The organism is Streptacidiphilus jeojiense (assembly GCF_000719095.1).
GTDB classification, from domain to species: Bacteria; Actinomycetota; Actinomycetes; order Streptomycetales; family Streptomycetaceae; genus Streptacidiphilus; species Streptacidiphilus jeojiensis.
Genome location: NZ_JOEH01000016.1, coordinates 47280 through 74091 on the forward strand (window position 1 = coordinate 47280; position 26812 = coordinate 74091).

A 26812-nucleotide genomic window follows, 5' to 3' on the forward strand; every position below is an offset into this window, starting at 1 on the left:
TCACTCTGAGCGAAATTCCGACCGCGCTGCGGTCGACCTCGCCTCGGACAGCCGCCGCACCAGCGCGATCAGTTCCATCGGCTCGAAGGGCTTGCCCAGGTACGCGTCCACCCCGACCGACTCGCCCCGCTCCAGATCCAGCTGGGTGCAGGCGCTGACGATCGCGATCGGCAGCCCGCTCGTCACCGGATCGGCCCGCAGCCGGGCCGCTGTGCGCAGCCCGTCCAGCCGGGGCATGACCACATCGAGGGTGATGACATCGGGCTGCACCGCGTGGACGATGTCCAGGCACTCGGCACCGTCGGCCGCGGTCACCACCTCGAACCCCTCGAGTTCGAGATTGACCCTGATCAGATGGCGGATCACCTCGCTGTCATCCACCACGAGGACCCGTCCCGAGGAACCGGACACATCACTCAGGGTAGGCGGCGGGGTGACTCCCCGTCCCCGCTTTCCCCCATCCCGCCGACACGTGTCCCCGCGGAGCCGTCCTCAGTGCAGGCTCCGGCGCCGGCTCCGACGCCACGACGGAAAACCTGTGCACGAGCACCTGGGCCGGGCTGGTAGTGTTCTGCACGTCGCAAGACAGTGCGCCCCCGTAGCTCAGGGGATAGAGCACCGCCCTCCGGAGGCGGGTGCGTAGGTTCGAATCCTACCGGGGGCACTTCGCAGGACGCACGGCAGAGGCTCAGGTCGGACGGGACGTTCCCGGTGATCTGGGCCTCTTCGCTTGGGTGCGCCGATACGGCCCAGGGAACGTCAAGCCCGTTGCCGGGTGGACGAGTTGAAACCGACGGGGCGGGCCGCCTGTCGTGCCCCGCCGGCGTCACCGGCCGCAGCGGTCGCTCCTCTTCGCCGACGCGCGCTCAGGGCCTCAGCGCGTCGCACATCAGCTGCGCGATCCGGGCCGCCGCCTCGGGCCGCGCGCTCCACTGCTCGGCCGCGACGGCGCCGACGACCAGCAGGTGCAGGTCTTCGACGCCGGCGTCGGCGCGCAGGGCTCCCGCCTCCTGGGCCCGCTGCATCAGGGCCTCCAGAGCCACGCGAAGATCGCCCGCGACGGCCCGCGTCGCCTCGCGGAGGTCCACGCCGACATGGCTGAGCGCGGCGGCCATGTCCATCTTGGTGCTCGCGTCGGCGATCATCGAGGTGAAGAAGGCGAAGAACGACTCGCCCGCGTCCGCTGCGGCGAGTGCGGCCCGGGCGTCCGCCAGAAGATTCTCCAGCCGTTCCACGATGACGGCTTCGAGCAGCGCCTCCTTGGTCGGGAAGTGCCGGTGCACCGTCCCGGCACCGACCCCCGCGCGCCTGGCGATCTCGTCCAGCGGCACCGACGGGCCCTCGGAGGTGAATGCCGACCGCGCGGCTTCCAGCACTTTCGCGCGATTGCGTGCGGCGTCGGCACGCAGCGGTCGGTCCTCGTTCACAGAGGTCAGCTTATCCGCCTGGACAACCGGGGCGAGCGCCCCGTATCGTCGTCGGCGGAAAGCGGGGCGATTAACCCGCTTAATCAGGAGGCATGCCATGTCCCAGAACACCCGCACGGCCCGCGAGACGGTCGACCTCATGCTCCACACGATCGTCCACGGCACCCGCGACGACCTGGCCGACCTGTACGCGCCGGACACCGTCATCACCAACCCCTTCGCCCCGGACGGCGTCCCCGCCTCGGTCACCGGCAACGAGCAGCTGCGCGCCCGGATGAAGGCGATGGGCGACCTGATCCGCTACCACTCGGTCGACGACGTGACGGTCCATGAGACCCGGGAGCCCGGGACCGTCGTCGTCGAGTTCGGCGTGAGCGGGACGATCGTCGCGTCCGGGACCCCGTTCTCGCTCAGGTTCGTCAACATCGTCCGGGTCATGGACGGCCTGATCGCGGAGTCGCGCGACTACAGCGACTCGGTCCGGGCGGCCCAGCTGTTCGAACTCCTTGCGGTGAAGGTGGACTGAGCGGCGAGGAGGACCGAGGCGGGTCCGTCGACGGGATCGAGGACGGCGGCGGCGACGCGGAGCTCCGGGTCGAGCGCGGACCAGATCTCGTCCAGCAGTTCGGCGGCGTCCCGGGCGGCGACCGCGGTCTCGTGGAACGGTGCCGCCACCGAGACGGTCCGGCCGTCCGACTGATAGGTCGTCAGCAGGACTGCCTCACCCGGTTCCAGGGCCTTCACGGTCAGCGTCATGACGTTGCTGGTCGACCGGGTGCCGCCGCTCGGACGCGCCGCGCCGAGCACGGCGGTGCGGCCGCCGTCCCGGCTGAGCAGTGCGGTGATCCGGGAGGTGCGGATCGGCGGGTCGGGCTCGTACTCCAGCCCGCCCAGCGCGTCGGCGGGCGAGGTCCCGTTCCGGAGCCTTCGGGTCACCTCGGAGACCTGCTCGCCGTTGCCGAGCACCAGCCAGTCGGGGGTGGTCAGCGCCGCCTCGTAGTGCCGCAGCGGGTCGTGCTCGCTCGGCGCGAGCGGGCCCACCAGCAGCCGGTCCTGCTCCCGCCGCAGCGCACGGTCCTTGGAGGCGTCACTGCGGCCGGTCAGGAAGTAGCCGCCGAGCACCGCCCCGGACCGCGTGCGGGCGCAGAGGACGCCCCGGCCCGGGTACGGATTCGACGTCAGCAAAGCGGTCAGATCTGTCACCGTCATGGGGAGCATTCTCGGGGACGGGTTCCCCCGGCCGGGAGGCAGGGAGCCGGGGGAACCCGTGGGTCGGGCCGGCCGGTCAGGACGGCTCGGTGCCGTAGGCGAGGGTGCCGTTGACGTAGACGGTGACCTTGGGGGCGTCGGCGTAGCTGGTGTTGGTGCCGTAGCTGTAGTCGTTGGTCTCGGTGAAGTTGGACCAGTCGGTCTTGTTGAACCGGTTCTGGATCTCGCCGGTGGAGGCACCCGCGGCGAGGCTGCCGGCGCCGGTGGTGAAGCCGACCAGCAGGTAGTGGTCCGCGCCGGTCTTCGCGGTGGGCATGGCGACCACCGAGTGGGTGACGTTGCCCGAGCCGATCACCGCGTAGTCGACGTTGGTGCTGAAGGTGTTGGCACCGCCGTCGCTGGTGAACCAGTAGCGCAGGGTCACCGTCGACAGGGCCAGCGGGGTGGTGCCGGTGTTGACCACCTGCAGGCCCGGCTTGATCTGGTTGTCGCCCGGCGAGGAGTCCAGGTTCTTGTACTGCGCCTTGACCGTGCCGGTGGTGACGGTGCCCGCGGAGGTGGTGCCGGTCACCGTGCTGGACGCGGTCGAGAGGTTGCCCGCGGCGTCGGTCGCCACGACCGAGTAGTTGTACGCCGTGGAGGCGCTCAGCCCGGTGTCGGTGAAGGTGGTCGCCGTGGTGGTGGTCCCGGCCAGCGCGCTGTTGCGGTAGACGTCGTAGCCGGTCACGGCCACGTTGTCGGTCGAGGCCGTCCACGACAGCGAGACGGTGCTGCTGGTCACGCCGGTGACCTTCAGGTTGGTCGGTGCCGAGGGCGGGGTGGTGTCGCCGGTGCTGGTGCCACCGCCGGCGACGAGTTCGCCGTACACCGCGTAGGCCATGGCGATGTCCGCCTGCGCCCAGAAGCGGTGGTAGGTGAAGGACGGCGCCGCCCCTCCGTTGAGGTACGTCTGGACCTTGGCGAAGGACGGGTCGTTCTTGTACCAGGAGCGGATGGACAGGAAGGTGGCCCCGGGCGCGATCGGGTCGCCGTTGGGCATCTTGCCGGACCAGCCGCTGGGCACGAACACCGGGTCGTTGAAGCGGCTGTAGTCGGTGCGGGTCTCCGCCACCGCGATGCCCTTGGTGTCGGCGAAGGTCGCCATCACGTCGAGCAGGCTCTTGGCCAGGGCGGTGTAGGTGGTGTTGCCGGACTTGACGCCGTAGTAGGTCAGCGCCTTGACGTAGGCCGCGCAGACGCCGACGTCGTTGCCGAAGTCCGCGACGGTGACGTGCAGCGAGGCGTTGGCGCCCGGGCTGCTCGCGTTCCAGGTGTCCGGCTGCCCGCTCCAGTTGAGCGTGGACGGGATCGAGAAGTTGCTCGACGTGACGGTGGTCTGCGAGGCGGCCCAGGCCATCCACTTGTCCAGGATCGTCTTGGCGCTGGCGTTCCCGGTCACGTAGTAGTACTCGGCGAGCCGCTCCATCGCCCAGGCCTGCATCCCGAACCAGTTGTTGCTGGGCGGGTCGTGGTAGACCGGCTCCCAGTCGTAGGCCATGCCGTAGAAGGTCGGGTCGCCAGCCGGGGGCGTGGCGTAGGCGCCGTTCCAGCTGTTGGTGCAGCCGCCGGCGATGGCGCCCTCGGCCGACTGGAGCCAGCGGAAGAACTCCAACTGCCGTGCCAGGCTGCTGGTCCAGTCGCCCTTGGCGGTCGGCGACATCGGCGTCAGCGCGGCCACGTTGGACATCGCCCAGGCCGCGAGCGGGTTCTGGTAGCCCTGGTGCGAGGCGCCGTCCCCGATCCGCCAGGCCCAGCCGCCGCCCGGCTCCGCCCCGCCCCAGGCGTAGTACCAGGCCATCAGGTAGTGCTCGGAACTGCGTCCGGATCCGGCGGCGCAACCGGTGGGGCTGGTGCAGCCGCCGATCTGCTTGAAGTACTTGTCGAACAGCGAGTACCGCAGGAAGTCGCCCATCTTGGCGGCCTTCGCCGCCGAGGCGGTGACCTGGCTCGCCGCGCCCTGGGCCGAGGCCCAGCGGTAGGCCCAGTAGGCGGCCTGGACGGCGCGGGCGTCGGCGTCCGGGGCGTTGGTGTACTTCCACTGGGTGGCGTAGGAACCGCTCTGCTTCACGAACAGGTCGAGGTAGCCGTTGGTGCCGCCGTACTTCATCAGGTCGGTGCAGGGCTGCGGGATCGTCTCCCACACCGACTCCTGCGAGCCGCGCTGGTAGCTGTTGATGTACGAGGGACCGGTCGCGGTGGGGCCGTTCTCGGCGCCGGTGCCGGGCGTGTTCCCGTAGCCGTAGGTGTTGTCGACGTCCATCAGCCAGTGCATCCCGTAGATGTCCGAGGTGCCGTAGGTGGAGGTCAGCTCACTGGCCAGCGGGTCCTGACCGACCGACACCGAGGTGTCGAGCGGGCTGGGGTAGCTGCTGGGGTCCGGCCACTCGGGTGCGTAGGTGGCCGGCGAGGAGGGGTTGTAGGAGCTGTTGGTCGGCTGGTCCACGTGCTGCGGGATGATGTAGTGCTCCGCCGTCGTCCAGGCGTTGTTGAAGGCGGTCCAGTCGCCGGTCACCCGGCCGTAGGTGGCCTCCAGCCAGAACCAGAAGCTGAACGCCTCCGACGTGGTCTGGTGCCCGTGGTCCGGCGCCTCGACGATCAGTGTCTCCACCGAGTGGAACGGGATGCCCTCGGGGCTGAAGTAGCCGTTGGCCGAGTTCTTGATCTTGGCGTACTGGGTCAGGAACTGCTGGGTGTACGCGTCCGTCGAGGGGGTCACCTCGGGCGAGACGGTGTTCGGGCGATCCGCCCAGGCCTTGGCGATGACCGGCGCGCCGCTCACCGCCGCCATCGCGGTGCCGACCGCGGCGATGGCGAAGCGCCTTCGGGACAGGGATTCGGACATGGCAGTCGTACTCCTTCGACGGCGGGCGGGTCCGGGACCCGGCGGGCCTGGGTGGGGGGAATGCTGAAGGGACGCACTGTTCGGCGGGTGCTCGTGACCGGCGAGGGGTGGTCACCGGCGGGTGGTGGGCGCGACTGGGCGCGCTCCCATCCACGGCACGTACTGACCTCCTGCCGGGCAGGTGCCGACAGGGTGAATGTGGTGCCCCACAGGGCTTTCTTCGGAGCAGCCTGGTGGGAGCGCTCCCAATAGTTGGGGCTTTCCGGTGACACGTCAAGAGCTGTGACGCACCTCGGTCCGCAGCGACGGAGTCGGCCTGGAGATCGTCAGATCTTGCTCGGTCAGCGCGAGTTGACGGAGAGTCAGCGCTGGATCAGTGACTCGGCGACGGCGGTGATCGCGTCCGGGCCGACCCGGCAGCAGCCGCCGACCAGGCGGGCGCCGGCCTCGACCCAGCCCTCGACCAGGTGGCCGTCGAAACGGGAGGAGCCCTCCCAGGCCCGGGTCCGCGCGTTCCAGGTCTCGCCGCTGTTGGGGTAGACCACCACCGGCTTGCCGGTGGCCTCCACGGCCAGCGCCACCGCCTGCTCCACGTCCTGCGGGTCGCAGCAGTTCACGCCCACGGCGATCACCGCGTCGTCGGCCGCGGCCAGGGCGAAGGCCTCGGCCAGCGGCTGCCCGGCCCGGGTGCGCTCCCCCGCGACGCTGTAGCTGAGCCAGGCCGGGACGCCGAGCCCGTCCAGTGCGCGCAGCAGCGCCTCCGCCTCCCTGGCGTCCGGGACCGTCTCCAGTGCCAGCACGTCGGCGCCGGCCTCCGCGAGCACCTCCATCCGGGGCCGGTGGAAGCGCTCCAGCTCGGCGACGCTCAGCCCGTAGTCGCCGCGGTACTCCGAGCCGTCCGCGAGCATCGCCCCGTACGGACCGACCGATGCGGCCACCCACCTGGAGCCGTCACCTGCGGTTTCGCGCCGGGCCCGGTCGGCCAGTTCGACGCTGCGCCGCAGCAGCGCCGCCGCCTCGGCGCGGCCGGTGCCGCGCCGGGCGAAGCCCTCGAAGGTGGCCTGGTAGCTGCTGGTGATCGCGACCTGCGCGCCCGCCGCGTAGTAGGCGGCATGCGCCTGGACGATCGCCTCGGGCCGGTCGGCCAGCAGCCGGGCCGACCAGAGCCCGTCGGACAGGTCGTGGCCGGCGGCGGCCAGCTGGTTGGACATCCCGCCGTCCAGCACCAGCGGCCCCTCGGCCAGGGCGGCGGCGAGGGGGGACTGCGGCGGGTGGACGGACATGGTGCACCTTCTTGTGTGTGGCGAACTTCTGCGTGGCGATCTTCTGCGTGGCGACTGCTCAGTTGAGGCGGCGGACCGGGGATCCGGCGAGATAGGCCTGGATGTCCTCGACGGCGTGGGTGAAGTAGGTGCGGTAGTTGGCCTCGGAGACATAGCCCAGGTGCGGGGTGGCCAGCAGCCGGGGCGCGGTGCGCATCGGATGGTCGGCCGGGAGCGGTTCCTGGTCGAAGACGTCGAGACCGGCGCCGGCGATACGGCCTTCGCGGAGTGCGGCCAGCAGCGCGTCCTGGTCGACGATGGCGGCGCGGGAGGTGTTGACCAGGTAGGCGGTCGGCTTCATCAGGGCGAGTTCGGCCGGACCGAGCAGGCCGCGGCTGCGGTCCCCCAGGGCGAGGTGGACGGAGACGAAGTCGCTGGTCGCCAGGAGGTCGTCGAGGCCGGAGGCGCGTTCGACGCCGACCTCGTCGGCCCGCTCCTTGGTGAGGTTGCTGCTCCAGGCCGTCACCTCCATGCCGAAGGCCAGTCCGACCCTCGCCACCAGGCTGCCGATCTTCCCCAGGCCCAGCAGCCCCAGCCGGCGGCCGGCCAGGTCCGTGCCGACCGTGCTCTGCCAGGGGCCGCCGGTGCGCAGCGCGGTGCTCTCGGCGACGAGGCCGCGGGCGAGGCCCAGCAGCAGCGCCCAGGTGAGCTCGACCGGCGGGGTGGAGCTGCTGCCGGTACCGCAGACGGTCACCCCGCGCTCGCGGGCGGCGTCCATGTCGATGGCGACGTTGCGCATACCGGACGCGACCAGCAGCCGCAGCCGGGGCAGCCGGTCGAACAGCGCCGCCGGGAAGGGCACCCGCTCGCGCAGCGTGACCACGATGTCGAACGGCTCGATCGCACGGACCAGCTCGTCCTCGGTGGCGAAGTGCCCGGTGAAACTTACGAGGTCAAGCTCGTCGGCGAGGGGGGTCCAGTCGGCCATGGCGGTGGCGACGTTCTGGTAGTCGTCGAGGACGGCGCAGCGCAGTTTCATGGCTCCAGCCTATGACGGGGCCTGGGGCGAGGGGCTGTGGTCAGGGACTGGGGACTGGGGACTGGGGACTGGGCAGGGTGAGGCCGACGTCCGGACCCGGGGGCCGACGTCCGGACCCTGGCTGTTCCACGAACGCGAGCGCCGTGGTTCGGTGGTTTGCGGCAGCTGTAGGTGGCTTACGTGGCGTCACCGTTGCCGCCCTCCGCCGTCCGTGGCTTGTTGCTGTTGCTCGCTTCGCTCGCGGCGACAAGGACGGGGAGGGGTGCGGGGTCTCGCCGTTGCCGGGCGGCGGGTCGGTCGGCGGTGCGGCTGGAGAAACGATTCGCCAGGTAGGTGCCCTCTACACTTTGGGTCAATCTTCGGACATTGGGTCACTTGATCTACATGAATGCCCGGATATGTCGGACATCTCCGTACGACGAGTGACCCGATGTACGAGAAGTGACCCGAGTTCAGGCAACTCGACCCACCGCACGCCCCCCGCACGCCCCCCGCACGCCCCCGTCACGGGCCTACGGCGACCGGCCAAGCAGCCCCCTCCCCGCTGTTGGCCCGCGAGCGCAGCGATCAACAGCAACAAGCACGTACGGCGGAGGGCGGCAACGAACCCGCCACGTAAGCCACCCACAGCTTCCGCACACCAGCAACGGGGGCGCGCACATCACCACCCCCGAACCTGTCCTCGAAACCGAGACAGATCCGCCTTCCCTGCACAACCAGCGCGAAGCGCTGATCTCCCGCGCGGTACGACGACGGCGACGACGGTGTGCCGGCTGCGGCTCCGGCTGGGCGCGTGGCGGATCAGGCCCTTGTGGCGGACCCGGCCGATTCGGGTTCCGCTTCCGGCTGCTGCCCGGGGCCGCCGGCGGGAAGGGCGACCATGGCGTAGAGGCCGGCCAGCAGCACGAAGATCCCCGAGGCGGTGAAGACGGTGTCGATCCGGCCGAAGGTCATCCCCGCGACCCGCGCGTGCAGATTCTGCAGCACGGTGCTCGCGAGCCAGCCGGCGACCACCACCGAGAGCATGGAGGCGAGCTGGATCGCCGGGTTGATCACCGCCATCACCCGGCCCAGGTACTCCTGCGGTGTCGCCGCCAGCACCAGCGGCGACACCGCGGTGTTGACCATCGCCAGCGGAACACCGACCAGACCGATCACCAGCATGCCGGCCCAGAGCTGGCTCTGCCGGGCGTAGCCCACCAGCACCAGCCCGGTGAGGGCCAGGGCGAACCAGAGGGTGTTGCGCGCACCGAACCGTTTCACCACCGCGCCCGCCCCCACCGCACCGACGATCAGGCCGACGCCGAAGACCGTCTCCATGAAGCCGTAGATGTGCGGGTTCGCGTGCAGGTTCTCGGTGACGAAGAAGATGTCGAGGGAGTTGATCGCCCCGGCCCCGCAGGCCACGATGGCGGCGACGGCGAGGATCACCACCAGCACCCGGTTGCCCGCGAAGAAGCGCAGACCGGAGACGAACTCCCCACGCAGGTCCGGGTGTTCGGCGCCGTCCCGAGCCGGCTGCGGATGGGCCGGGACGCGCACCGAGCGCACCGCCGCCCAGGAGAAGGCATAGGAAAGGGCGTTGAGCAGCAGTGCCCACTGGAACCCGGCGGTGAACAGCAGCGGTGCCGCCAGCGGCGGCCCGATCAGGGAGGCGGTCGCCATGGTGGCCTGGCCCAGGCCGGCCGCCCGGGCGCGGTCCGCGTCGCCCTCGACCACCTCGCCGATCACGGCCAGCCTGGCCGGGTTGAAGAACTGCCCGGTGGCGTTGACCAGGAACACCAGGGCGTAGATCAGGCCCAGCCAGGCCCCGACCGGAAGTGCCGAGACCGGCAGGAACGACAGCACGGCGAGCACTCCCACCGCCGTCCCGCGGACCACCTCGGTCCGCAGCATGGTGCGCTTGCGGTCCCAGCGGTCGACGAACACTCCGGCCAGCGGCCCGACCACCAGCGCCGCCGCACCTACCGCCAGCATCACCCCGCTGACCGCCGCCGGCGCCCAGGGCCGGCCCTTCCCGAGGACCGTCGCGACCCACAGCACCAGGGTGGTGTCGAAGACGTAGTCCCCGACGGTGGAGACCGCCTCCCCGTACCAGAGCCGTGCGTAGTCACGGTTGATCAGCAGCTTCTCCACGCGTGCGGATATCACGAGGCCCCCGTAGCCCGAGACATGACAGTCGTCAGTGTTCGAAGGAGGGTAGCGCAGCCTTCTGGTCAGGCGACACGGCGCAGCGAGGCTCTGGTGAGGCCGGTGCTGCCGAAGAGGGTGGTGGTGCGGTCGATGACGGCTTCGATGCGGTGGTTGCGGTCGTCGACCGGGTCCAGGCTGAGTTGGTGCGGGGCCAGTTCGGCGGGGCGGATGCCCTCGGCGCGGAGGGTGATGCCGCGGACCCTGGCCCGTTGCAGGCCCAGGGTGTCGTGGAGCCGGTAGGCGGTGGTGGTCAGGGCCGGGGTGTGTGCGGTGGGCTCGGCGAGGGTGCGGCTGCGGGTGCTGGTGGAGCGGTCGGCGTAGCGGACGGTGAGGGTGAGCGCGCCGGTGGCCTGGCCGCCGGCGCGCAGCCGGGCACCCAGGTGGTGGGTGAGGTCGAGCAGCGCACGCCGGTGTTCGACCGGGTCGAGTTCGTCGCGGTCGAAGCTGTGCTCGGCGGCCAGGGAGCGGGTCGGGGTGCCGGTGGCGACCGGGGTGGGGTCGATTCCCCGGGCGCGCTGGTGGAGTTGACGGCCCGCGGACGCGCCGAGGATGCGCTGGAGGGTGGGCAGCGGGGCCGCCGCGAGCCGGCCGACGGTGTCCAGGCCGTAGCCGCCGAGGGTGCGGGCGGTGGCCTGGCCGACCCCGGGCAGGGCGAGGACCGGCAGCGGGTCGAGGAAGGCCCGCGCCGCCTCGGGGTCGGCCAGGACGTGGATCCCGCCGACCATGGAGGTGTTGGCGGCGAGCCGGGCCAGCAGCGGGTTGGCGGCGAGGCCGATGGTGCAGTCGACGTCCTGCTGGGCGAGGGCGCGGACCCTGATCATCTCGGCGAGCTGGACCGCGTCGGTGCCGAAGTAGCGCTGCGCTCCCCGGACGTCGAGCAGGGCGGCGTCCGGGGGCAGCGGTTCGACCACCGGGGTGATACCCCGCAGCAGGCCCAGGACCTGGTCGTAGGCCTCGGCGGCGAGTGGGGCGGCGACACCGGGCCGACGCAGGACCACGTGCAGGATGGAGATCTGATAGTCAGTCATCCTGCGCTCCCGGGGCTGGAGTGCCAGAGGCGGCGGGTGTCGGCGACCGGGCTGCCGGGGGTTTTGAGGTCGGCCCAGGGGTGCAGCTCGTAGCCGGTGGACATCCGGATGCTGCGGCCGGGTTGTGCGGGGGGTCCCGCCTCGGGGCCGGGCCGCTCGGGGCCGGGCTGCGCGGGCTCCGCCTCGGCGGGCTCGGCGTCGGGGGCGGCATCGAGAGCCGCATCAGGGGCGGCGTCGGCGGCGAGGCGTGCGGCGACGGCCCCCAGGCCGCCGGTGCGGCGCAGTTCGGCCAGTTCGGTCAGGCTCCAGGCGGCGTTGCCGACCACGCTGAGGCTCTGCCGCCCGCGCCGCTGGACGATGCCCCTGACCAGCAGCAGCCCGTGGTGGAAGACCACGGCGGCGCAGCGGGGGTGGCTGTCCTCGAAGAAGGCGAGGTCGACCAGGCCCGCGGTGCTGCCGTCGTCCAGGGTGGTGAAGATGACCCGGCGGCCGGAGCGGATCGGGGGCGTCTGGGTGGCCGCCTTGATGCCCGCGACCAGGACCGACGCACCGTGACGGGTCTGCCGCAGCCGGGCCGCCGAGGTGACCCCGAGCTCCTCCAGGAAGGCGTGATGGGTCGTCATGAGGTGCCGGGAGGCGTCGAGTCCGAGGATCTCCAGCTCCGCGCCGAGGCGGGCGTCGGCGTCGGGCTCGGGCAGGCCGGAGGGATCAGCAGGCGCGTCCGGATCGGCTGCCATCAGCGGGAGTTGGCCGTCGCCGGGGCGGCCGCGGTCCTCCCGGTGCAGGTCGGCGAGCTGGAGCAGCAGGTCGCGGCGGCCCGCGCCGCGGGCCAGCGGGTCCAGCGCGCCGACCTGCACCAGGCGTTCGGCGAGCGGACGGGAGGGGCGGGCCCGGTGCCAGAGGTCGGGCAGCGAGCCGTACGGCCGGCCGACCCTGGCCGAGGTGATCCGGGCGGCCTCGGCCTCGGTGATGCCCTGGACCTCGGACAGCGCCATCCGGACACCCCAGCGTCCGTTCCGGGAGTTTTCATCAGACACCAGTTCGATTCTAAAATCCTGTTCGGACCGGTTCACGTCCAGCGGCAGCACCGGCACCCCGCGCCGCCGGGCGTCCGCGAGCAGCAGCCGCTTCGGGTACATCCCCGGGTCATGGGTGAGGATCCCGGCGTAGAAGGCGGCGGCCCGGTGCGCCTTGAGCCAGGCCGACTGGTACGTCGGCACGGCGAAGGCCGTGGCGTGCGCCTTGCAGAAGCCGTAGGCGCCGAACGCCTCCAGGATCTCCCAGGTGCGGCGGATCACCTCGGCGCTGTAGTCGCGCCTGCGGGCGCCCTCGCCGAACCAGGCCCTGACCCGGCCCTGGGTCTCCGGCTTGGACAGCCCGCGCCTGGCCTCGTCGGCCATGTCCCGGTCGCAGCCGGTCATGATGCGCATGATCTCGATCACCTGCTCATGGAAGATGACCACGCCGTAGGTCTCCTTCAGCGGCTCGATCAGGTCCTCGTGCGGATAGGCGGGGGTGCTGCGGCCGTGCCGGGCCTCGATGAAGGGCTTGACCATGTCGGCCGCCACCGGCCCAGGGCGGAACAGCGAGATGTCCACCACCAGGTGCTCAAAGGTCTCCGGCTGCAGCCGTCCGACCAGGTCGCGCTGGCCCGGCGACTCGACCTGGAAGCAGCCCAGGGTCTCGGCGGAGCGGATCAGCGCCATCGCCGCCGGGTCCTCGGGCGGGACCTGCACCGGGTCGTCCAGGTCGATCCGCTCACCGGTGGCGCGGGCGATCTCGGCGACGGCGTGCGCCATCGCCGACTGCATCCGGACGCCCAGGACGTCCAGCTTCAGCAGGCCGAGGTCCTCCACGTCCTCCTTGTCGAACTGCGACATGGCGAAGCCCTCGCCGGGGGTGGGCACCACCGGGGTGCGGGTGAGCAGCGATGCGTCCGAGATGATCACACCGCAGGGGTGCATGGCGGTGCCGCGCGACAGCCCGTCCAGGCCCTCGACCAGTTCCCACAGCGGGCCGTGGTCCTCGGCCGCGACCTCGCGCAGTTCGGGCAGTTCGGCGAGGGCGGTGCGGGCGTCCCTGGCCCGGATGTGCGGGAATGCCTTGGCGAGGCGGTCGATGGTCTGCGGGTCCAGGCCCAGTGCCGCACCGGTGTCGCGGATGGCGTGGCGGACCCGGTAGGTCTCCGGCATGGCGAGGGTGGCGGTGCGCTCCGCGCCGAAGCGTTCGAAGATCGCCCGGTAGACGTCCAGCCGCCGGGCCGACTCCACGTCGATGTCGATGTCGGGCATCGCCCGGCGGCTGACCGAGAGGAAGCGCTCCATCAGCAGCCCGTGTTCGACCGGGTCGGCGGTGGCGATGCCGAGCAGGTGGACCACCAGCGAGCCGGCCGCCGAGCCGCGCGCGGCGACCCGGATGCCCAGCGCCCTGGTGTCGTCCACGACCTGGGCGACGGTGAGGAAGTAGCCGGCGAAGCGCAGCCGGGCGATGGTGTCCAACTCGGCGTCCAGGCGCTTCCAGTACTTCCGCTGGTCGGGACGGCGGTGGTAGCCGCGGCGGACCATCGCGGTGACGCAGCGGGAGCGCAGCACCCGGTCGGTGCCCCGGCGGTCGGCGCCGACCAGCACCGGCTCGGGGAGGTGCACTGTGCCCAGCCCCAGGTCGTCCTGCGGGTCCACCAGGCAGGCCTCGGCGACCGCGCGGGTCGCCGCGAGCAGCCGGCGGGCGCCGTCGCGGCCCTGGCCTGCGGCGTCGGCGATCCGCTCGGCGAGCCCGGCCATGTCCCCACTGTCCTTGAGCCAGCCCTCGCCGCTGTCCCGCTGCTGCGGCTTGCGGGCGTCGACGGGCACCAGCAGCCGGGCCGAGTCCAGGACGTCGGCGAGCCGCCGGCCGCCGGGGTCGGCGTAGCGGACCTGGTTGGTGAGCACGACGGGCAGGCCCTGCTCCTCGGCGAAGGCGAGGGTGCGGGCAGCCAGCCGCAGGCTGCCGGGGCCGGTGCCCGCGGTGGCCGCGACCGGGTGGTGCACCGCCTCCAGGTGCAGGGCGTCGGGGAACAGCCGGCGCCAGGGCGCGACCAGCCGGGCGGCGCGGTCCGGGCGCCCGGCCGCGAGCGCGGCACCGACCTCGGAGCCGGGGCCGAGCAGCACGAAGAGGTGGCCGGCCGCCGCGTCGGCGATCTGTTCGAGATCGGGCCAGCCGAGGGCGGGCATGTCGCCGGCACCGGCGTGCGCGGCCGTGACCAGGGCGCACAGCGCTGCCCAGCCCGCCCGGTCGCGCGCCAGGAACACCCCGCGCGGAGCGCTCTCGTCGATGAACGCACCCCCGCGCACGGGCGTGCGGCGGCGCACGACGGACTCGGTCCGCGCCAGGTCCTGGGGGCGCGCCTGGGCGGGTGTCGCGTCCACGTGGCTGGGCAGCACCAGGTCCACCCCGAACAGCGGCCGGATCCCGGCCTTCTGGCAGGCCTTGGCGAAGCGGACGGCGCCGGCGAGGGTGTCCCGGTCGGTCAGCGCGAGCGCGTCCAGACCGCGCTCGACGGCGCGCTCGGCCAGCCGTTCCGGGTGGCTGGCGCCGTAACGGGCGGAGAACCCGGAGACGGCACGCAGATGCGTAAACGCCACAGCCGCCTCCTACCAGTCACCCGCTCCCCTCCCCATCCGACCCTCGGACCACAGCCTTCCCATCCATCATAGGGGCATCTCTCGAACATGTATTCGATGGAATGTGTCGGATGACCTGCCCAGAGGCGGCGATACCAAGGGGAGGCGTCGACACCCTTGTTAGGTATTTAGCTAATGTGCTAATCATTGGCCATGACAACAGCGCAGGACGAAGCCGGGGCCTTCCGCGCACTCGCTGATCCGACGAGGCGCCAGATCCTGGAGGACCTCCGCGGCGGCGAGCTCGCGGCCGGTGAGATCGCCGCCAGGTTCGCGATCAGCGCGCCGTCCATCTCACGGCATCTCGGAGTGCTCAAGGGAGCCGGGCTGGTCACCGAGCGCCGGGACGGCAACCGGATCCTCTACACCCTGGCCGAGGAACGGCTGGCGACCTGCATCGGCCGGTTCCTCAGCGCCGTCTGCCCCGAGCAGCTCGTGCTGCGCCACACCAGATGGCGCCCCGGGGGCGCAGAGCGGAGTGAGGGGTCATGAGACAACCGCGCCTGTCCAGCGTCGTTGAACGACGACTTCTGGTGAACTACCGGGTCGCCCCGGACGCCGCCGCGCGCCTGCTCCCCGCGCCGCTGCGACCGCAGTTGGTGCACGACCACGCGGTCGCGGGCATCTGCCTGCTGCGCCTGGGGAGCGTCCGGCCGACCTGGGCGCCCAAGGCGTTCGGGCTTCGGAGCGAGAACGCGGCGCACCGGATCGCCGTCGAGTGGGACGGGCCGGACGGAGTCGAGACCGGCGTCTACATCCCACGTCGCGACACCGCTTCACGACTCAACGCCTGGGCAGGGGGCCGCGTCTTCCCCGGCGAACACGGCCGCGCCGATTTCGAGGTGCACGAGACAGCGGGCCGGGTACATGTCGCGCTGGCGACGCGGGACGGCGACACCCGAGTGGATGTCGCCGTCGAGTTGTCCGACGAGCTGCGGGGCAGCGAACTCTTCACCGACCTCGCCGAGGCCTCCCGCTTCTTCCAGGGCGGCGCAAAGGGCTTCTCGGCCACCAGGTCCGGCCGCCGTCTGGACGGAATGGAACTGCACACCGACGCCTGGCAGGTGGAAGCCTGCCGGGTCCGCTCCGCCGCATCGTCCTTCTTCGACGACCCGGACCGCTTCCCGTCGGGGAGTGCGACCTTGGACTGCGCCCTGGTCATGCGGAACGTCCCCGCAGGCTGGCGGCCGCTCCCCACCATGGCCACCGGTCAGCCGTCGGTCTGCTTCGGGTAGGTGACCGTGCCCTTGATGTGGATCCCGTGATGTGGATCCCGTCCGGGGCTGGTCAAGACCGCGTCAAAGCGGGCGGCTGCCCCGTCAGGGCGGTGTCAAGGCTCTGGCCTGGGACGTTGTCGCGAGGTCCGATAGCGGGGAGAACTCCGGGGCACAGAGGCGGGACGGGCGGAAATGACGACGGCGATCCGGCGGGTCGTGGTGGGGGTCAGCGGGTCCCCGAGCAGCCTTGCGGCGCTGCGGGCCGCGGTGGACGAGGCCCGGCGCGGCCCGTCGGAGCTGTGGGCCGCGCTGGCCTGGACCCCGGTGGGCGGCGAGACCGGCTACCGCCGGGCCCCCTGCCCCGACCTGCTCAAGCTCTGGGAGCGGCAGGCCTGCGCGCGGCTGCGCAACAGCTTCGACGAGGCCTTCGGCGGGTTCCCCGGCGGGCTGGTGGTCCGTCCGCTGGTGATCCGCGCGGAGGCGGGACGGGCGCTGGTGGACATCGCCGACCGCCCGGACGACCTGCTGGTCGTCGGCGCCGGCGAACGCGGGCTGTTCGCCAGGATCACCCATGGCTCGGTCAGCCGCTTCTGCGTGGCGCACGCAGGCTGCCCGGTCCTGGCGGTGCCGCCGCCCGCGCTGCTGGCCCAGATGCCGCTGCGCCAGCGGCACCGCCTGCCGGCCCTCCCGGTGGAGGCGTACGCGGGCACCGACGTGCGGCAGTAGCCGCGCGGTCGGCCACGCAGGCCCACGGCTCGCTCACGGCTCGAAGCGGTAGCCCATCCCCGGCTCGGTCAGCAGGTGCCGGGGGTGGGCCGGGTCGCGTTCGAGCTTGCGGCGCAGCCCGGCCAGGTAGACCCGGAGGTAGTTGGTCTTGCGCTCGTGCCCCGGTCCCCAGACGTCCAGCAGGAGTTGACGGCCGGTCACCAGCCGGCCCGGATGCTGCACCAGCACCGTGAGGATGCGCCACTCGGTCGGGGTCAGCCGGACCGGGACCGGGCGTACGGTGCAGCCGGCCAGGTCCACGGTGTGGTCGCCGATCACCGCGCTGCCGCCGATGGGCTCGTCCGAGGCCGGGCGGCGCAGCACCGCGCGCAGCCGGGCCAGGAGTTCGTTCATCGAGAACGGCTTGGTCACGTAGTCGTCGGCGCCGGCGTCCAGGGCGATGACCTTGTCGGTCGCGCCGGAGCGGCCGGAGAGCACGATGACCGGGACCGCGCTCCAGACCCGCAGCGCGCGGATCACCTCGGTGCCGTCCAGGCCGGGCAGGCCGAGGTCGAGGATGACCGCGTCGGGCGGGAAGGCGGCGGCCTCGTCCAGGGCGCGGCTGCCGTCCTGGGCGGTGGCCACGGTGTACTGGCGGGCCTCCAGGTTGATCTGCAGTGCCCGCAGCATCTGCGGTTCGTCGTCCACGATGAGGACTCGGGTCACGGGTGGGCTTCTCCGTCCGGGGCCGTCGCGTAGGAGGACGCGGATTCGGGTGCAGGCGCGGGTGCAGGCGCGGGCGCCGGTTCGGGCGCGGATGCGGGTTCGGGCGCGGATGCGGGCGCGGCGGCCGGGTCCGGTACGGGGGCGGCCGGGTCCGGGGTCGCCGTGGGGGCCGGCAGGGAGAGGACCATGGTCAGGCCGCCGCCGGGGGTGTCCTCGGGGACGAGGGTGCCGCCCATGGCCTCGGTGAGCCCCCGGGAGAGGGCGAGCCCGAGGCCCACGCCGCTGCCGTTGTCGGTGTCGCCCAGCCGCTGGAACGGCAGGAACACCCGCTCCCGGTCGTCCTCGGGCAGCCCTGGCCCGTGGTCGACGACCCGGAACTCGACCTGCCCGGCCAGTGCGCTCGCGGTGACCAGGACCGGGGCGTCGCCGCCGTGCCGCAGCGCGTTGGCGACCAGGTTGGCGACCACCCGCTCCAGCAGCGGGCCGTCGGCCAGCACGGCAGGGGCCTCCTCCAGCCCCTGCACCCTGAGGTTGGGCGGCCTGCCGTCCGCCAGCGAGTCCACCGCGGCGGACAGCACGTCCTCCAGGGCGGTGGGCTGCAGGTCCATCGGCAGCACGCCGGCCTGCAGCCGGCTCATGTCCAGCAGGTTGTCGACCAGCCGGTTCAGCTTGCCCAGCGAGTCCTCGGCGCTGGCCAGCAGCTCCTGCTGGTCCTCGGGCGAGAACTGGACGTCCTGGCTGCGCAGCGAGCTGACCGAGGCCAGCGCCACCGCCAGCGGGGTGCGCAGGTCGTGGCTGACCGCGGCCAGCAGCGCGGTGCGCATCCGGTCGGCGGCCTTGACCGGCTCCACCTCGGCGGCCACCTCCGCCAGCCGGGCCCGGTCCAGCGCCGCCGCCACGTGCGCGGCGAAGGCCGCCAGCACCCGGCGGTCGGCGGCCGGCAGCGGCCGTCCGCGCAGCACCAGCACCGCGTCGTCCCCCACCGGTACCTCCTCCACCGCCTCGCCCTCCCGGACCGGCTCCTGCCGTTGCTCCGCCTCCACCTCCGCCTCCTCCGAACCCCCCTCGGGGGAGGTGTCGCGCAGTTCGACGGAGTCCATGCCGAAGGTCTCCCGCAGCCGGGCCAGCAGCGCCTCCACCGCGCTCTCCCCGCCCAGCACGCTGCCGGCCAGCGCCGACAGCGTCTCCGCCTCGGCCGTGGCCCGGGCCGCCCGCCGGGCCAGCCGCGCGGCCCGGTCCACCACCACCGCCACCGCGATCGCCACCACCGCGAAGACCACCAGGGCCAGCAGGTTGTTGGGGTCGTTGATGGTGAACCGGTGGATCGGCGGTATGAAGTAGTAGTTCAGCAGCAGCGACGCGACCAGCGACGCCAGCAGCGCCGAGATCACCCCGCCCAGCAGCGACACCCCCACCACCGCGACCAGGAACACCAGGATGTCGCTGGTCAGGTTGACCGTGCCCCTGGTCCCGCTGAGCAGCGCGGTGAGCAGGAAGGGGGTGACCAGGCCGGCCAGCGGCCCGGCGATCCGGCGCGACGGGGAGTGCAGCCGCCCCGGCACCGGCAGCCGCCGGCCCCGGCCGGACTGCTCATGGGTGACCATGTGGACGTCGATGTCGCCGGAGAGGGCGACCACGGTCTCGCCGATCCCGCGCCCGGTCAGCGAACGCACCAGGGTGCCGCGCCGGCTGGTGCCCAGCACCAGCTGGGTGGCGTTCTCGGCCCGGGCGAAGTCGATCAGCGCCCGCGGCACCGAGTCGCCCACCACCGAGTGGTAGCTCCCGCCCAGGCTCTCCACCAGCCGCCGCTGCGCGGCCAGCGCCGCCGGGTTGGCGTCGGCCAGGCCGTCGCTGCGGGCCACGTGCACCGCCAGCAGGTCGCCGCCGGCCGCCCGGGCCGCGATCCGTCCGGCCCGGCGGATCAGGGTCTCCCCCTCCGGGCCGCCGGTCAGCGCCACCACCACCCGTTCCCGGGTCTCCCACACCGCCGCTATCCCGTGCTCGGCACGGTAGTTCTGCAGCCCCTCGTCCACCCGCCCGGCCAGCCAGAACAGCGCCAGCTCCCGCAGCGCCGACAGGTTGCCCACCCGGAAGTAGTGCGACAGCGCCGCGTCCACCTTCTCCGGCGCGTAGATGCTGCCGTGCGCCATCCTGCGGCGCAGCCCCTCCGGCGCCACGTCCACCAGCTCGATCTGGTCCGCCCGCCGCACCACCTCGTCCGGCACGGTCTCTCGCTGCGGCACCCCGGTGATCTTCTCGACCACGTCGTTCAGCGACTCCAGGTGCTGGACGTTCACCGTGGTCAGCACGTCGATCCCGGCGTCCAGCAGCTCCTGGATGTCCTCCCAGCGCTTGGCGTGCCGGCCGCCGGGCACATTGGTGTGCGGCAGCTCGTCCACCAGCGCCACCTCCGGACGCCGGGCCAGCACCGCGTCCAGGTCCATCTCGGTGAACGACACGCCCCGGTACTCCCGCGTCAGCCGCGGCAGCACCTCCAGGCCCGCCAGCTTCTCCTCGGTGCTGCGGCGGCCGTGGCACTCCACGAAGGCCACCACCACGTCGGTGCCCCGCTCGGCCCGGCGCCGCGCCTCGTCCAGCATCCGGTAGGTCTTCCCGACACCGGGAGCGGCACCGAGGAAGACCTTCAGCCGACCCTTGCCGCCGTACCGTGCCAACGGGCTTCCCTTTCCTGTACTTCCCCGCACCAACCGCATCCGCGTCCACCGCGTCCATCGCACTCATCGTCAGGAAACAGCACGTCAGGTGGGCTGTCGCGAAGGTTGACGGTTCCCTTGCGCGGGTCCGTCGAACCTTGACGGATCCTTGACGCCGCTTGCCGCACCGGGCACTCCGGAGGAGGTCAGCGGCCGATGTCGCGGCGGCGGAAGTCGTCCAGGGTCTCCCGGCGCATCAGCATCCGCGCCGCGCCGTCGCGTACCGCGATCAGCGGCGGACGGCCGACCAGGTTGTAGCCCGACGCCATCGAGAGGTGGTAGGCGCCCGCGGCCGGAACCGCCAGCAGGTCGCCGGGCCGCACGTCGGCGGGCAGCTCCACCGAGGGCACCAGTACGTCCCCGGCCTCGCAGTGCCGGCCGACCACTCGCGCCTCGGCGAGCGGGGCGTCGCTCGCCCGGCCGATCAGCGTCGCGGTGTAGCGGGAGCCGTAGAGGGCCGGCCTGGGGTTGTCGCTCATCCCGCCGTCCACGGCGACGAAGGTCAGGCCGCCCGGGCTGTGCTTGACCGTCAGCACCCGGTAGACGGCGACCCCGGCCGGGCCGGTGACCGCGCGTCCTGGCTCGACGGCCAGCCGGGGCACCGGCAGCCGGTGCCGGGAGCACAGCTGTTCCAGCCGGGTGGTCACCGCCGCCGCGAACTCCTCCAGGTCCAGGGCCGGTTCGCCGCGCCGGTACGGGACGGCGTGGCCGCCCCCCAGGTCCAGCTCGGGCAGGGCGACCCCGTGCCGGTCCCGGACCGAGGCCAGCAGCGGGACCAGCCGGTCCAGCGCGGCGAGGTAGGGCGCGGTGTCGGCGATCTGCGAGCCGAGGTGGCAGTGCAGGCCGACCAGGCGCAGGTGCGGCTGGTGCAGGATCCGGTCCACCGCGTCGACGGCGGCGCTGACCGCGCCGGACTCGCCGGGCTCCAGCGAGAAGCCGAACTTCTGCTCGTCGGTCCCGGTCCGCACCGACGGGTGGTGCCCGGCGGCGACCCCGGGCACCACCCGGACCAGCACGTCCTGCGGGCAGTCGTCCGAGGCCAGCACGGCGAGCCTGGCGATCTCCGGGAAGGAGTCGACGACGATCCGCCCCACGCCGAGGCGCACCGCCGCGGCCAGCTCCTCCGGGCTCTTGGCGTTGCCGTGCAGCACGATCCGCTCGGCCGGGAACCCGCAGGTCACAGCCAGTTCCAGCTCGCCGCCCGAGCAGACGTCCAGACCCAGGCCCTCCTGCTCGACCCACTCGGCGACCGCCCCGCACAGGAACGCCTTGGCGGCGTAGTGCACCTCGGCGTCCGGCAGCGCCCGGCGGTAGGCGCGGCAGCGCTCGCGCACCTCGGCCTCGTCCAGGACGTAGACCGGCGTGCCGAAGCGCGCGGCGACGTGGCCCAGCGCGACCCCGCCGACCAGCACGTCGTCCCCGTCGCGGCGGGCGGCGGCCGGCCAGGGGGCACCCAGCGGCGTCCAGTCCTGCGCGGTGTCGCGGTCCTGCGCGGTGTCGCAATCCGGGACGGTTTCGCGGTCCGGGACGGTGTCCTCGGCGCGGTCGTTCCTGCGGCGGGCGGTGAGCACGGCTTCTCCTTCGGGGCAGAGCAGGGGTGGTGAGGTCGGGTCAGCTGGTGAGCGGCTCCACCGGCAGCGGGTAGAGGAAGCCGCGGAGCACCACCTCGACCTGGCATTCGGCGGCCCCGCAACGTCGCAGTTCGGCGACGGAGGCGGCCAGCTCGGCGGCGTCCCGGCAGGCCAGCCGCAGCTCCAGGTCGTGGTCCCCGGCGAGGACGGAACCGGCGTAGACGGCCGGCATCCTGGCGGCGGCCTGCTCCACGCCGGTCGCGGTGGCCCCGGGACGGAGCCGCAGCCGGATCTGGATCTGCAGCGGGCGGCCGATCGCGGCGGCGTCGATCCCGGCGTGGACGCCGGTGACCACACCGGTGCTGGTCAGCCTGCGCAGCCGGGCGGCGACGGCGCTCTCGCTGAGGCCGAACCGCCGGGCCAGGGTCCGCGCCCTGGCCCGGCCGTCCTCGCTGAGGGCCTGGAGCAGCCGGCGGTCGAGGTCGTCGAGGGCGGGGGCGGGTCCGGGTCCGGGGGCGGGAGCAGGGGCGGGGACCGCGGGTGCCGCGGTCACTGGGTGCGGGCCGCTCACCGGAGCAGTTGCGGCAGCGCGGCCGGCGGCCGGGGTGCGGTGCGGACCGGGGAGGCCGCGGGGAGTTCGCGCACCGGCGGCGCGACCAGGTTGGGGTCCACGACCAGGCGGGTCACCCCGATCGGGCCGGTCATCTCCCGCAGCGCGGGCTCGGACAGCGGGACGCAGCGCTGCGCGCTGCCGAGCACGGCGCGCAGCCGCTGCTCGGTGCTGAAGGCCACCGCGCAGCGGGAGCCGTCGCGCTCGCGGAAGAGCCGCAGCGCCATGCCGCAGGCGGTGTCGCGCACCGGCGCGAACAGCAGGTGGTGGCCGGGCTCGGGTTCGAGCTCCGCCTCGGGGTGAGTATGGTCCTCGGACACGTCCGTCAGGTCCTCTCGTACCAGGCCCGGTGAGGTGGTGGGTGGATCAGGTCCGGGCCGCGACTCGACGCTAAGCCCGCAGGTCGGACCCGTGCCGCCGTCCTGACGCTTCATTGATCCGCCGGGGCCGGACGCTGACGTCGTCTTGACTCCGGGCCACCCGGACGGCCGAAGGGGCTGCAGGGGTATGGTCCGCGCAGCTGTTTCTGACGTACCGTCAGCTAACGCTGCCCCGGGGAGGACCAGCCATGTCCCAGCACGCGAACGCCGACCGTCCGGTACCCCTCGACGAGTACCCGGTGCACCAGGTGCCGCTCTCGATGCGCCATGTCGCGACCGGGGACCGCAACGCCTACGACCGCTGCATCTTCCATGTGTTCGACCACGACGGCGGCGCGCTGCTGATCACCGGCCTGGGGGTGTACCCGAACACCGGGGTGATCGACGCCTACGCGACCCTGCGCATCGGCGACCGGCTGTACGCCGTCCGGGCGTCCGACGCGCTGGGCGACGACCGGATGCAGCTGGCCGTCGGCCCGCTGCGGATCGAGGTGCACCGGCCGCTGCGCACGCTGCGGCTGGTCTGCGAACCCGACCCCGATGATCAGGACGCCGCCGCCCAGGGCGCCGGCGCCGAGGAGGGGCTCAGCTTCGACCTGACCTGGGAGGCGGAGTTCCCGGCCCTGTGGGAGCCGCACCACGTGGCCCGCACCGGCGACCGGCTCACCCTGGAGGGGCGGCGCTTCGTCCAGGCGGGCGCCCCCTCCGGCACCATCCGCGCCGCCGGCGTCGAGTACACCGTCACCCCGGACGGCTGGACCGGCACCCGGGACCGCAGCTGGGGCGTCCGTCCGATCCCCGGCGAGCAGCCGGGGCGCGCCGCCGAGGAGCACCGCACCGAGGGCTTCCACTGGGTCTGGTGCCCGATCAGGTTCCGGGACCGGATGCTGATGGTGGTGCTCCAGGAGGACGCCGACGGCTACCGCACCCTGAACGACGCGGTCGCGGTGTACCGGGACGGCAGCGGGCGCAGGGACGAGCAGTTGGGCTGGCCCTACGTCGACATCGCCTACGCGCCGGGCGGCCGGGAGCCGCGCTCGGCGGTGATCCACCTCACCGACGCCGCCCGCAAGCCGCTGGAGGTCCGGGCCGAGGTGCTGCTCGGCAGCCCGCTGGCGGTCGGCGCCGGCTACCCGCCGGCACCGGACTGGCAGCACGGGACCTGGCAGGGCCGGGGCTGGAGCGAGCGCATGGTGTACAACCTCGGCGATCCGAAGGGACTGGGCCCGGCCGCCTACGGGGTCACCGACCACGCGGCCCGGTTCACCCTGGACGGCGAGGTCGGCCACGGGATCTTCGAGCACGGCAGCTTCGGCCGCCACGACCCCAGCGGCTTCACCGACTTCGGCAGCGTCACGCGCAGCCGCGTCTCCAGCAGCGGCGTCCCGGGCACCCCGGACGGAGGTCCCCGCTGATGCCGGCCGCCCCGCAGGCCCCGCGTCCGCGCACCACCACCCGCGACCCCGCCGAGCTGCAGCGCCGCCTCGCCGCCTGGGTGGCCGGCTGGCTGCCCGGGGCGACCGTGGGCGGGCTGACCGTACCGCCCTCCAACGGGATGTCCAGCGAGACGGTGCTGTTCGACCTGCGGCGGCCGGACGGCACGGTCCAGCCCTGCGTGCTGCGGCTGGCCGCCGACACCAACGCCTACGCGGTGTTCCCGCGCTACGACATGGAGCGGCAGTACCGGGCGATCCGGCTGGTCGCCGAGCGGACCAAGGTGCCGGTGCCCCGGCTGCTGCGGCTGGAGACCGACCCGGCCCCGCTGGGCGCCACGGGATTCGTGATGGAACGGCTGGAGGGCCGGGTGCCCCCCGATGTGATGCCCTACACCTACGGCGGCAACTGGCTGTTCGACGCCGCCCCGGCCGAGCGGGCGCATCTGGAGCAGGCCACCCTGGAGGTGCTGGCCGGGCTGCACGCCGTCCCGGCGGAGGACGCCGCCTTCCTGGCGCCGACCGCCGCGCACGGCTCGTTCCGCAGCCCGCTGCGCCGGCACGTGGACGAGCAACGCGAGTACTACGCCTGGGTGGTGGAAGGCCGGCCGCGCTCCCCGCTGATCGAGCGGGCCTTCGCCCGGCTGGAGCAGCTCTGGCCGCAGGACGAGGGCCCGACCGTGCTGAGCTGGGGCGACGCCAGGGTCGGCAACATCGTCTACCAGGGCTTCGACCCGGTCGGGGTGCTCGACTGGGAGATGGCCTCGGTCGGTCCGCGCGAGCTGGACCTGGCCTGGCTGATCTTCCTGCACCGCTTCTTCCAGGACCTGACCGAGGGTTCCGGCCTGCCCGGGATGCCGGACTTCCTGGAACCGGACCGGATCTGCGCCCGCTACGCCGAACTCACCGGCCACACCCCGCGGGACATGGAGTTCCACCTGCTCTACGCGGCGCTGCGGCACGCCGTGGTGATGCTGCGGATCGGCTACCGGCAGCTGCACTTCGGCGAGGCCGAGGCCCCGGCCGACCCGGACCGGCTGATCATGCACCGGGCCAGGCTGGAGCAGCTGGTGGAAGCGGCACAGCCCGGCAGGCGGGAACCCGGTTCAGACGGCCACCGACCGTGACGCCGTGATCTCGTAACCCAGTGTCAGGGTGCGGCGGTCGTCGGCGGCCAGGGTGAGGTCGTAGCGGACGATGCCGTCGGCGTCCACCCCCTCCGGCTGCGGCGAGCTGCGCTCCTTGTCCAGCCGGACGTCGACCGCGGTGATCTCCGAGACCGGGATGCGCTCGCGCACCACCACCGCCAGCGGCGCGGCGTCCGCGGGCGCGAAGCGGGACAGCGCTAGCCGGACGGTACGGGTGATGACGGTCCGTCCGGTGACCGCCGTGGTGTCCCGGGACTCCTCGACCGAGCGGGTCACCCGGAAGGTGTCCTCGCTGCCGAAGGACAGCTCGGCCGGGGCGCCCTCGGCGGTGAAGCGCAGCTCGCCGCGGCCGACGAAGCCGCTGCCGCGGATCAGGTCGACCGGGCCGGACAGCAGCACCTGGCCGGTGCTGTTGCGGAACCGGGCGACCTGGGTGACCAGGGCGGACAGCTCCGGGGCGGAGCTGTACTCGGCCGTGGCCGGCAGCGTCGCGGAGGCCAGCCCGATCCGGTGCGGCCGACCGTCCGAGGGCAGGTCCACCGGCGCCGGCGCGACCAGCAGCCGGGCCTCGCCGCCGTCGTCCACCCCGGGCAGGGCAAGCGCGGCGGCCGAGGCGGCGGACGGCCCGGCCGGGCCGTCGTCCGCGGGGCCCACGGTCTGGATGTCGACCTCCCGCAGGTCCACCTCGATGGTCTTCCGCTCCTCCGGGGTGCGGTCCACCAGCAGCAGCACGTCCTCGCCCAGCAGCGGAGGTTCAGCGGCCAGCGTGGTCCGGGCGGTGGAGAAGGAGAGCGCCGCGCCGGTCCAGTCCTCACCGGTGCGCTGCCAGGCGACCGCGTCGCACTGCAGCGCCAGCGAGGTCCCGTCGGCGGACAGTTCGGCGCGGTAGGCGGGCCGCCAGAGCGCGCAGGGGCTGAGGTGCACCAGCTGCAGCCGGGCCCCCTCCGGCAGCGGCTCGCCGGCTTCGATCACCACGTCGACGAAGGCGGACAGCACCAGCGGCTGCTCCTCGGCCGCGTCCAGCGCCTCCCGGGCGCTGCCGAGCTCGGTACGGGTCCTGGCGATGCGGCGCAGCAGCAGCCGCTGCGCCTCGCCGTGCCGGGTGTGCTCGTCGTAGGCCCGGTCCAGTTCGGCCGTCCAGCGCTGCGGGTCGGCCGCGCCGGCGCCGGCGCTCTCGGCGATGTCCCGGCGCAGCTCGTCCAGCAGCTGGTCCAGCACCGCGACCCGGGCCCCGGTGCGGTCCCGGTCCGCCTCCAACCGGCGCATCAGCTCGCCGAGTTCGTGCACCCGGTGGCGCAGCGCCGAGGCGTCCGGGCCCGGGGCGCCCTCCGGCGGCGGGGTGTAGAGCCGGACCAGGCGCACGTCGCGGATGTCCGCCCCGGCCCCCGGCGCCTCCAGTCCGGCGCGCAGTGACCGGTCCACGGCCAGCGGGCCGACCGGGCCCAGCCGCAGCCGGTGGGTGCCGGCCGGCAGCCCGCCGTCGAGCACGGCGGTGCGCGAGAGCTCGGCCCGGTCCTCCAGCAGGGTCACCGCGGTGACCGGGCAGGGGATCGCGCCGTCCTCGGTCTTCTCGGCCATGCTCCTCAGCTCCTCCTGTCGGCCGTTCCTCC

Annotated in this window: 21 protein-coding genes and 1 tRNA gene; 7 read left to right on the plus strand and 15 right to left on the minus strand. The window is 73.1% G+C overall.

Translation table 11 applies throughout. From position 1 onward, the window contains the following. Nucleotides 1–411 (minus strand): response regulator, encoded by a 411-nt coding sequence (locus IF29_RS0121185; RefSeq protein WP_030257275.1) that lies wholly within the window; start codon nucleotides 409–411, stop codon nucleotides 1–3. Nucleotides 412–592: 181 nt separating this feature from the next. Between IF29_RS0121185 and IF29_RS0121190 the strand changes: the two genes are divergently transcribed. Next, a tRNA-Arg gene (locus IF29_RS0121190) sits at nucleotides 593–664 on the plus strand. 202 nt (nucleotides 665–866) lie between these two features. Here IF29_RS0121190 and IF29_RS0121195 read toward each other — a convergent pair. Beyond that, nucleotides 867–1427 (minus strand): TetR/AcrR family transcriptional regulator, encoded by a 561-nt coding sequence (locus IF29_RS0121195; RefSeq protein WP_232242312.1) that lies wholly within the window; start codon nucleotides 1425–1427, stop codon nucleotides 867–869. A gap of 97 nt (nucleotides 1428–1524) precedes the next feature. Here IF29_RS0121195 and IF29_RS0121200 point away from each other — a divergent pair, with 97 nt between their 5' ends. Further along, nucleotides 1525–1953 (plus strand): nuclear transport factor 2 family protein, encoded by a 429-nt coding sequence (locus IF29_RS0121200; RefSeq protein WP_051725592.1) that lies wholly within the window; start codon nucleotides 1525–1527, stop codon nucleotides 1951–1953. On the opposite strand, the gene IF29_RS0121205 is transcribed toward IF29_RS0121200, so the two are convergent. The 7 genes from IF29_RS0121205 to IF29_RS0121235 all read right to left on the minus strand — a co-directional run bounded on the left by IF29_RS0121205 (nucleotide 1893) and on the right by IF29_RS0121235 (nucleotide 14659). Beyond that, complete coding sequence (locus IF29_RS0121205) at nucleotides 1893–2636, minus strand: IMP cyclohydrolase (RefSeq protein ID WP_232242314.1); 744 nt, start codon at nucleotides 2634–2636, stop codon at nucleotides 1893–1895. The genes IF29_RS0121200 and IF29_RS0121205 overlap by 61 nt on opposite strands. 76 nt (nucleotides 2637–2712) lie before the next feature. Next, entirely contained in the window at nucleotides 2713–5517 is a 2805-nt protein-coding gene (locus IF29_RS42230) for a glycoside hydrolase family 48 protein (RefSeq protein WP_084714705.1), read from the minus strand. A 362-nt stretch (nucleotides 5518–5879) separates the two neighbouring features. Then, on the minus strand, nucleotides 5880–6800 hold the full coding sequence (mmuM, locus tag IF29_RS0121215; RefSeq protein WP_030257287.1) for a homocysteine S-methyltransferase: 921 nt from the start codon (nucleotides 6798–6800) through the stop codon (nucleotides 5880–5882). 58 nt (nucleotides 6801–6858) lie between these two features. Continuing rightward, nucleotides 6859–7818, minus strand: coding sequence for a D-2-hydroxyacid dehydrogenase family protein (locus tag IF29_RS0121220; RefSeq protein ID WP_030257290.1), 960 nt, complete (start codon nucleotides 7816–7818; stop codon nucleotides 6859–6861). An 801-nt stretch (nucleotides 7819–8619) separates the two neighbouring features. Next, nucleotides 8620–9969: an MFS transporter gene (locus tag IF29_RS0121225; protein WP_198037523.1), complete on the minus strand. Its 1350-nt coding sequence runs from the start codon at nucleotides 9967–9969 to the stop codon at nucleotides 8620–8622. A gap of 65 nt (nucleotides 9970–10034) precedes the next feature. After that, nucleotides 10035–11039, minus strand: coding sequence for a DNA polymerase Y family protein (locus tag IF29_RS0121230; RefSeq protein ID WP_030257296.1), 1005 nt, complete (start codon nucleotides 11037–11039; stop codon nucleotides 10035–10037). Beyond that, nucleotides 11036–14659 (minus strand): DNA polymerase III subunit alpha, encoded by a 3624-nt coding sequence (locus IF29_RS0121235; protein WP_030257299.1) that lies wholly within the window; start codon nucleotides 14657–14659, stop codon nucleotides 11036–11038. The genes IF29_RS0121230 and IF29_RS0121235 overlap by 4 nt, the downstream gene beginning before the upstream one ends. 192 nt (nucleotides 14660–14851) lie before the next feature. Between IF29_RS0121235 and IF29_RS0121240 the strand changes: the two genes are divergently transcribed. From IF29_RS0121240 to IF29_RS0121250, 3 genes are all read left to right on the plus strand, one after another. After that, complete coding sequence (locus IF29_RS0121240) at nucleotides 14852–15190, plus strand: metalloregulator ArsR/SmtB family transcription factor (RefSeq protein ID WP_030257302.1); 339 nt, start codon at nucleotides 14852–14854, stop codon at nucleotides 15188–15190. Next, nucleotides 15187–15933, plus strand: coding sequence for a DUF2071 domain-containing protein (locus IF29_RS0121245; protein WP_030257304.1), 747 nt, complete (start codon nucleotides 15187–15189; stop codon nucleotides 15931–15933). Before IF29_RS0121240 ends, IF29_RS0121245 begins: the two co-directional genes overlap by 4 nt. A gap of 174 nt (nucleotides 15934–16107) precedes the next feature. After that, complete coding sequence (locus IF29_RS0121250; protein ID WP_037596018.1) at nucleotides 16108–16641, plus strand: universal stress protein; 534 nt, start codon at nucleotides 16108–16110, stop codon at nucleotides 16639–16641. A 33-nt stretch (nucleotides 16642–16674) separates the two neighbouring features. Here IF29_RS0121250 and IF29_RS0121255 read toward each other — a convergent pair whose 3' ends face one another. The 5 genes from IF29_RS0121255 to IF29_RS0121275 form a co-directional block, all read right to left on the minus strand. Next, nucleotides 16675–17346 carry a response regulator gene (locus IF29_RS0121255; RefSeq protein ID WP_030257309.1) on the minus strand — a complete coding sequence of 224 codons (672 nt, stop codon included), beginning with the start codon at nucleotides 17344–17346 and terminating at the stop codon, nucleotides 16675–16677. Next, nucleotides 17343–20060, minus strand: a complete 2718-nt coding sequence (locus IF29_RS0121260) for a sensor histidine kinase (protein ID WP_084714711.1) — start codon at nucleotides 20058–20060, stop codon at nucleotides 17343–17345. Before IF29_RS0121260 ends, IF29_RS0121255 begins: the two co-directional genes overlap by 4 nt. Before the next feature lie 146 nt (nucleotides 20061–20206). Further along, entirely contained in the window at nucleotides 20207–21517 is a 1311-nt protein-coding gene (gene lysA / locus IF29_RS0121265) for a diaminopimelate decarboxylase (RefSeq protein ID WP_051725688.1), read from the minus strand. 154 nt (nucleotides 21518–21671) lie between these two features. Then, nucleotides 21672–22184, minus strand: coding sequence for an Lrp/AsnC family transcriptional regulator (locus IF29_RS43760; RefSeq protein ID WP_051725594.1), 513 nt, complete (start codon nucleotides 22182–22184; stop codon nucleotides 21672–21674). Between the two features lie 14 nt (nucleotides 22185–22198). Beyond that, nucleotides 22199–22561, minus strand: a complete 363-nt coding sequence (locus IF29_RS0121275) for an SAV_915 family protein (RefSeq protein WP_051725595.1) — start codon at nucleotides 22559–22561, stop codon at nucleotides 22199–22201. Between the two features lie 248 nt (nucleotides 22562–22809). On the opposite strand from IF29_RS0121275, the gene IF29_RS0121280 reads away from it, so the two are divergent. Together IF29_RS0121280 and IF29_RS0121285 are read left to right on the plus strand one after the other, a co-directional pair. Further along, nucleotides 22810–24036 (plus strand): Rv3169 family protein, encoded by a 1227-nt coding sequence (locus IF29_RS0121280; RefSeq protein ID WP_051725596.1) that lies wholly within the window; start codon nucleotides 22810–22812, stop codon nucleotides 24034–24036. Then, a complete protein-coding gene (locus tag IF29_RS0121285; protein WP_051725597.1) occupies nucleotides 24036–25181 on the plus strand; it encodes a phosphotransferase family protein in 1146 nt (381 codons plus the stop codon). The genes IF29_RS0121280 and IF29_RS0121285 overlap by 1 nt, the downstream gene beginning before the upstream one ends. Here IF29_RS0121285 and IF29_RS0121290 read toward each other — a convergent pair. Beyond that, nucleotides 25161–26780, minus strand: a complete 1620-nt coding sequence (locus IF29_RS0121290) for a mucoidy inhibitor MuiA family protein (protein ID WP_030257326.1) — start codon at nucleotides 26778–26780, stop codon at nucleotides 25161–25163. The two genes, IF29_RS0121285 and IF29_RS0121290, sit on opposite strands and share 21 nt — an antisense overlap. Nucleotides 26781–26812: the final 32 nt, after the last annotated feature.

Excerpts from the sequence above, each read along its gene's own strand:
- IF29_RS0121200 (WP_051725592.1), top strand. The coding sequence starts at position 1,525 with ATGTCCCAGAACACCCGCACGGCCCGCGAGACGGTCGACCTCATGCTC.
- IF29_RS0121205 (WP_232242314.1), bottom strand. The coding sequence starts at position 2,636 with ATGACGGTGACAGATCTGACCGCTTTGCTGACGTCGAATCCGTACCCG.
- IF29_RS42230 (WP_084714705.1), bottom strand. The coding sequence starts at position 5,517 with ATGTCCGAATCCCTGTCCCGAAGGCGCTTCGCCATCGCCGCGGTCGGC.
- mmuM (WP_030257287.1), bottom strand. The coding sequence starts at position 6,800 with ATGTCCGTCCACCCGCCGCAGTCCCCCCTCGCCGCCGCCCTGGCCGAG.
- IF29_RS0121220 (WP_030257290.1), bottom strand. The coding sequence starts at position 7,818 with ATGAAACTGCGCTGCGCCGTCCTCGACGACTACCAGAACGTCGCCACC.
- IF29_RS0121230 (WP_030257296.1), bottom strand. The coding sequence starts at position 11,039 with ATGACTGACTATCAGATCTCCATCCTGCACGTGGTCCTGCGTCGGCCC.
- IF29_RS0121240 (WP_030257302.1), top strand. The coding sequence starts at position 14,852 with ATGACAACAGCGCAGGACGAAGCCGGGGCCTTCCGCGCACTCGCTGAT.
- IF29_RS0121245 (WP_030257304.1), top strand. The coding sequence starts at position 15,187 with ATGAGACAACCGCGCCTGTCCAGCGTCGTTGAACGACGACTTCTGGTG.
- IF29_RS0121250 (WP_037596018.1), top strand. The coding sequence starts at position 16,108 with ATGACGACGGCGATCCGGCGGGTCGTGGTGGGGGTCAGCGGGTCCCCG.
- IF29_RS0121260 (WP_084714711.1), bottom strand. The coding sequence starts at position 20,060 with ATGCGGTTGGTGCGGGGAAGTACAGGAAAGGGAAGCCCGTTGGCACGG.
- IF29_RS0121280 (WP_051725596.1), top strand. The coding sequence starts at position 22,810 with ATGTCCCAGCACGCGAACGCCGACCGTCCGGTACCCCTCGACGAGTAC.
- IF29_RS0121285 (WP_051725597.1), top strand. The coding sequence starts at position 24,036 with ATGCCGGCCGCCCCGCAGGCCCCGCGTCCGCGCACCACCACCCGCGAC.
- IF29_RS0121290 (WP_030257326.1), bottom strand. The coding sequence starts at position 26,780 with ATGGCCGAGAAGACCGAGGACGGCGCGATCCCCTGCCCGGTCACCGCG.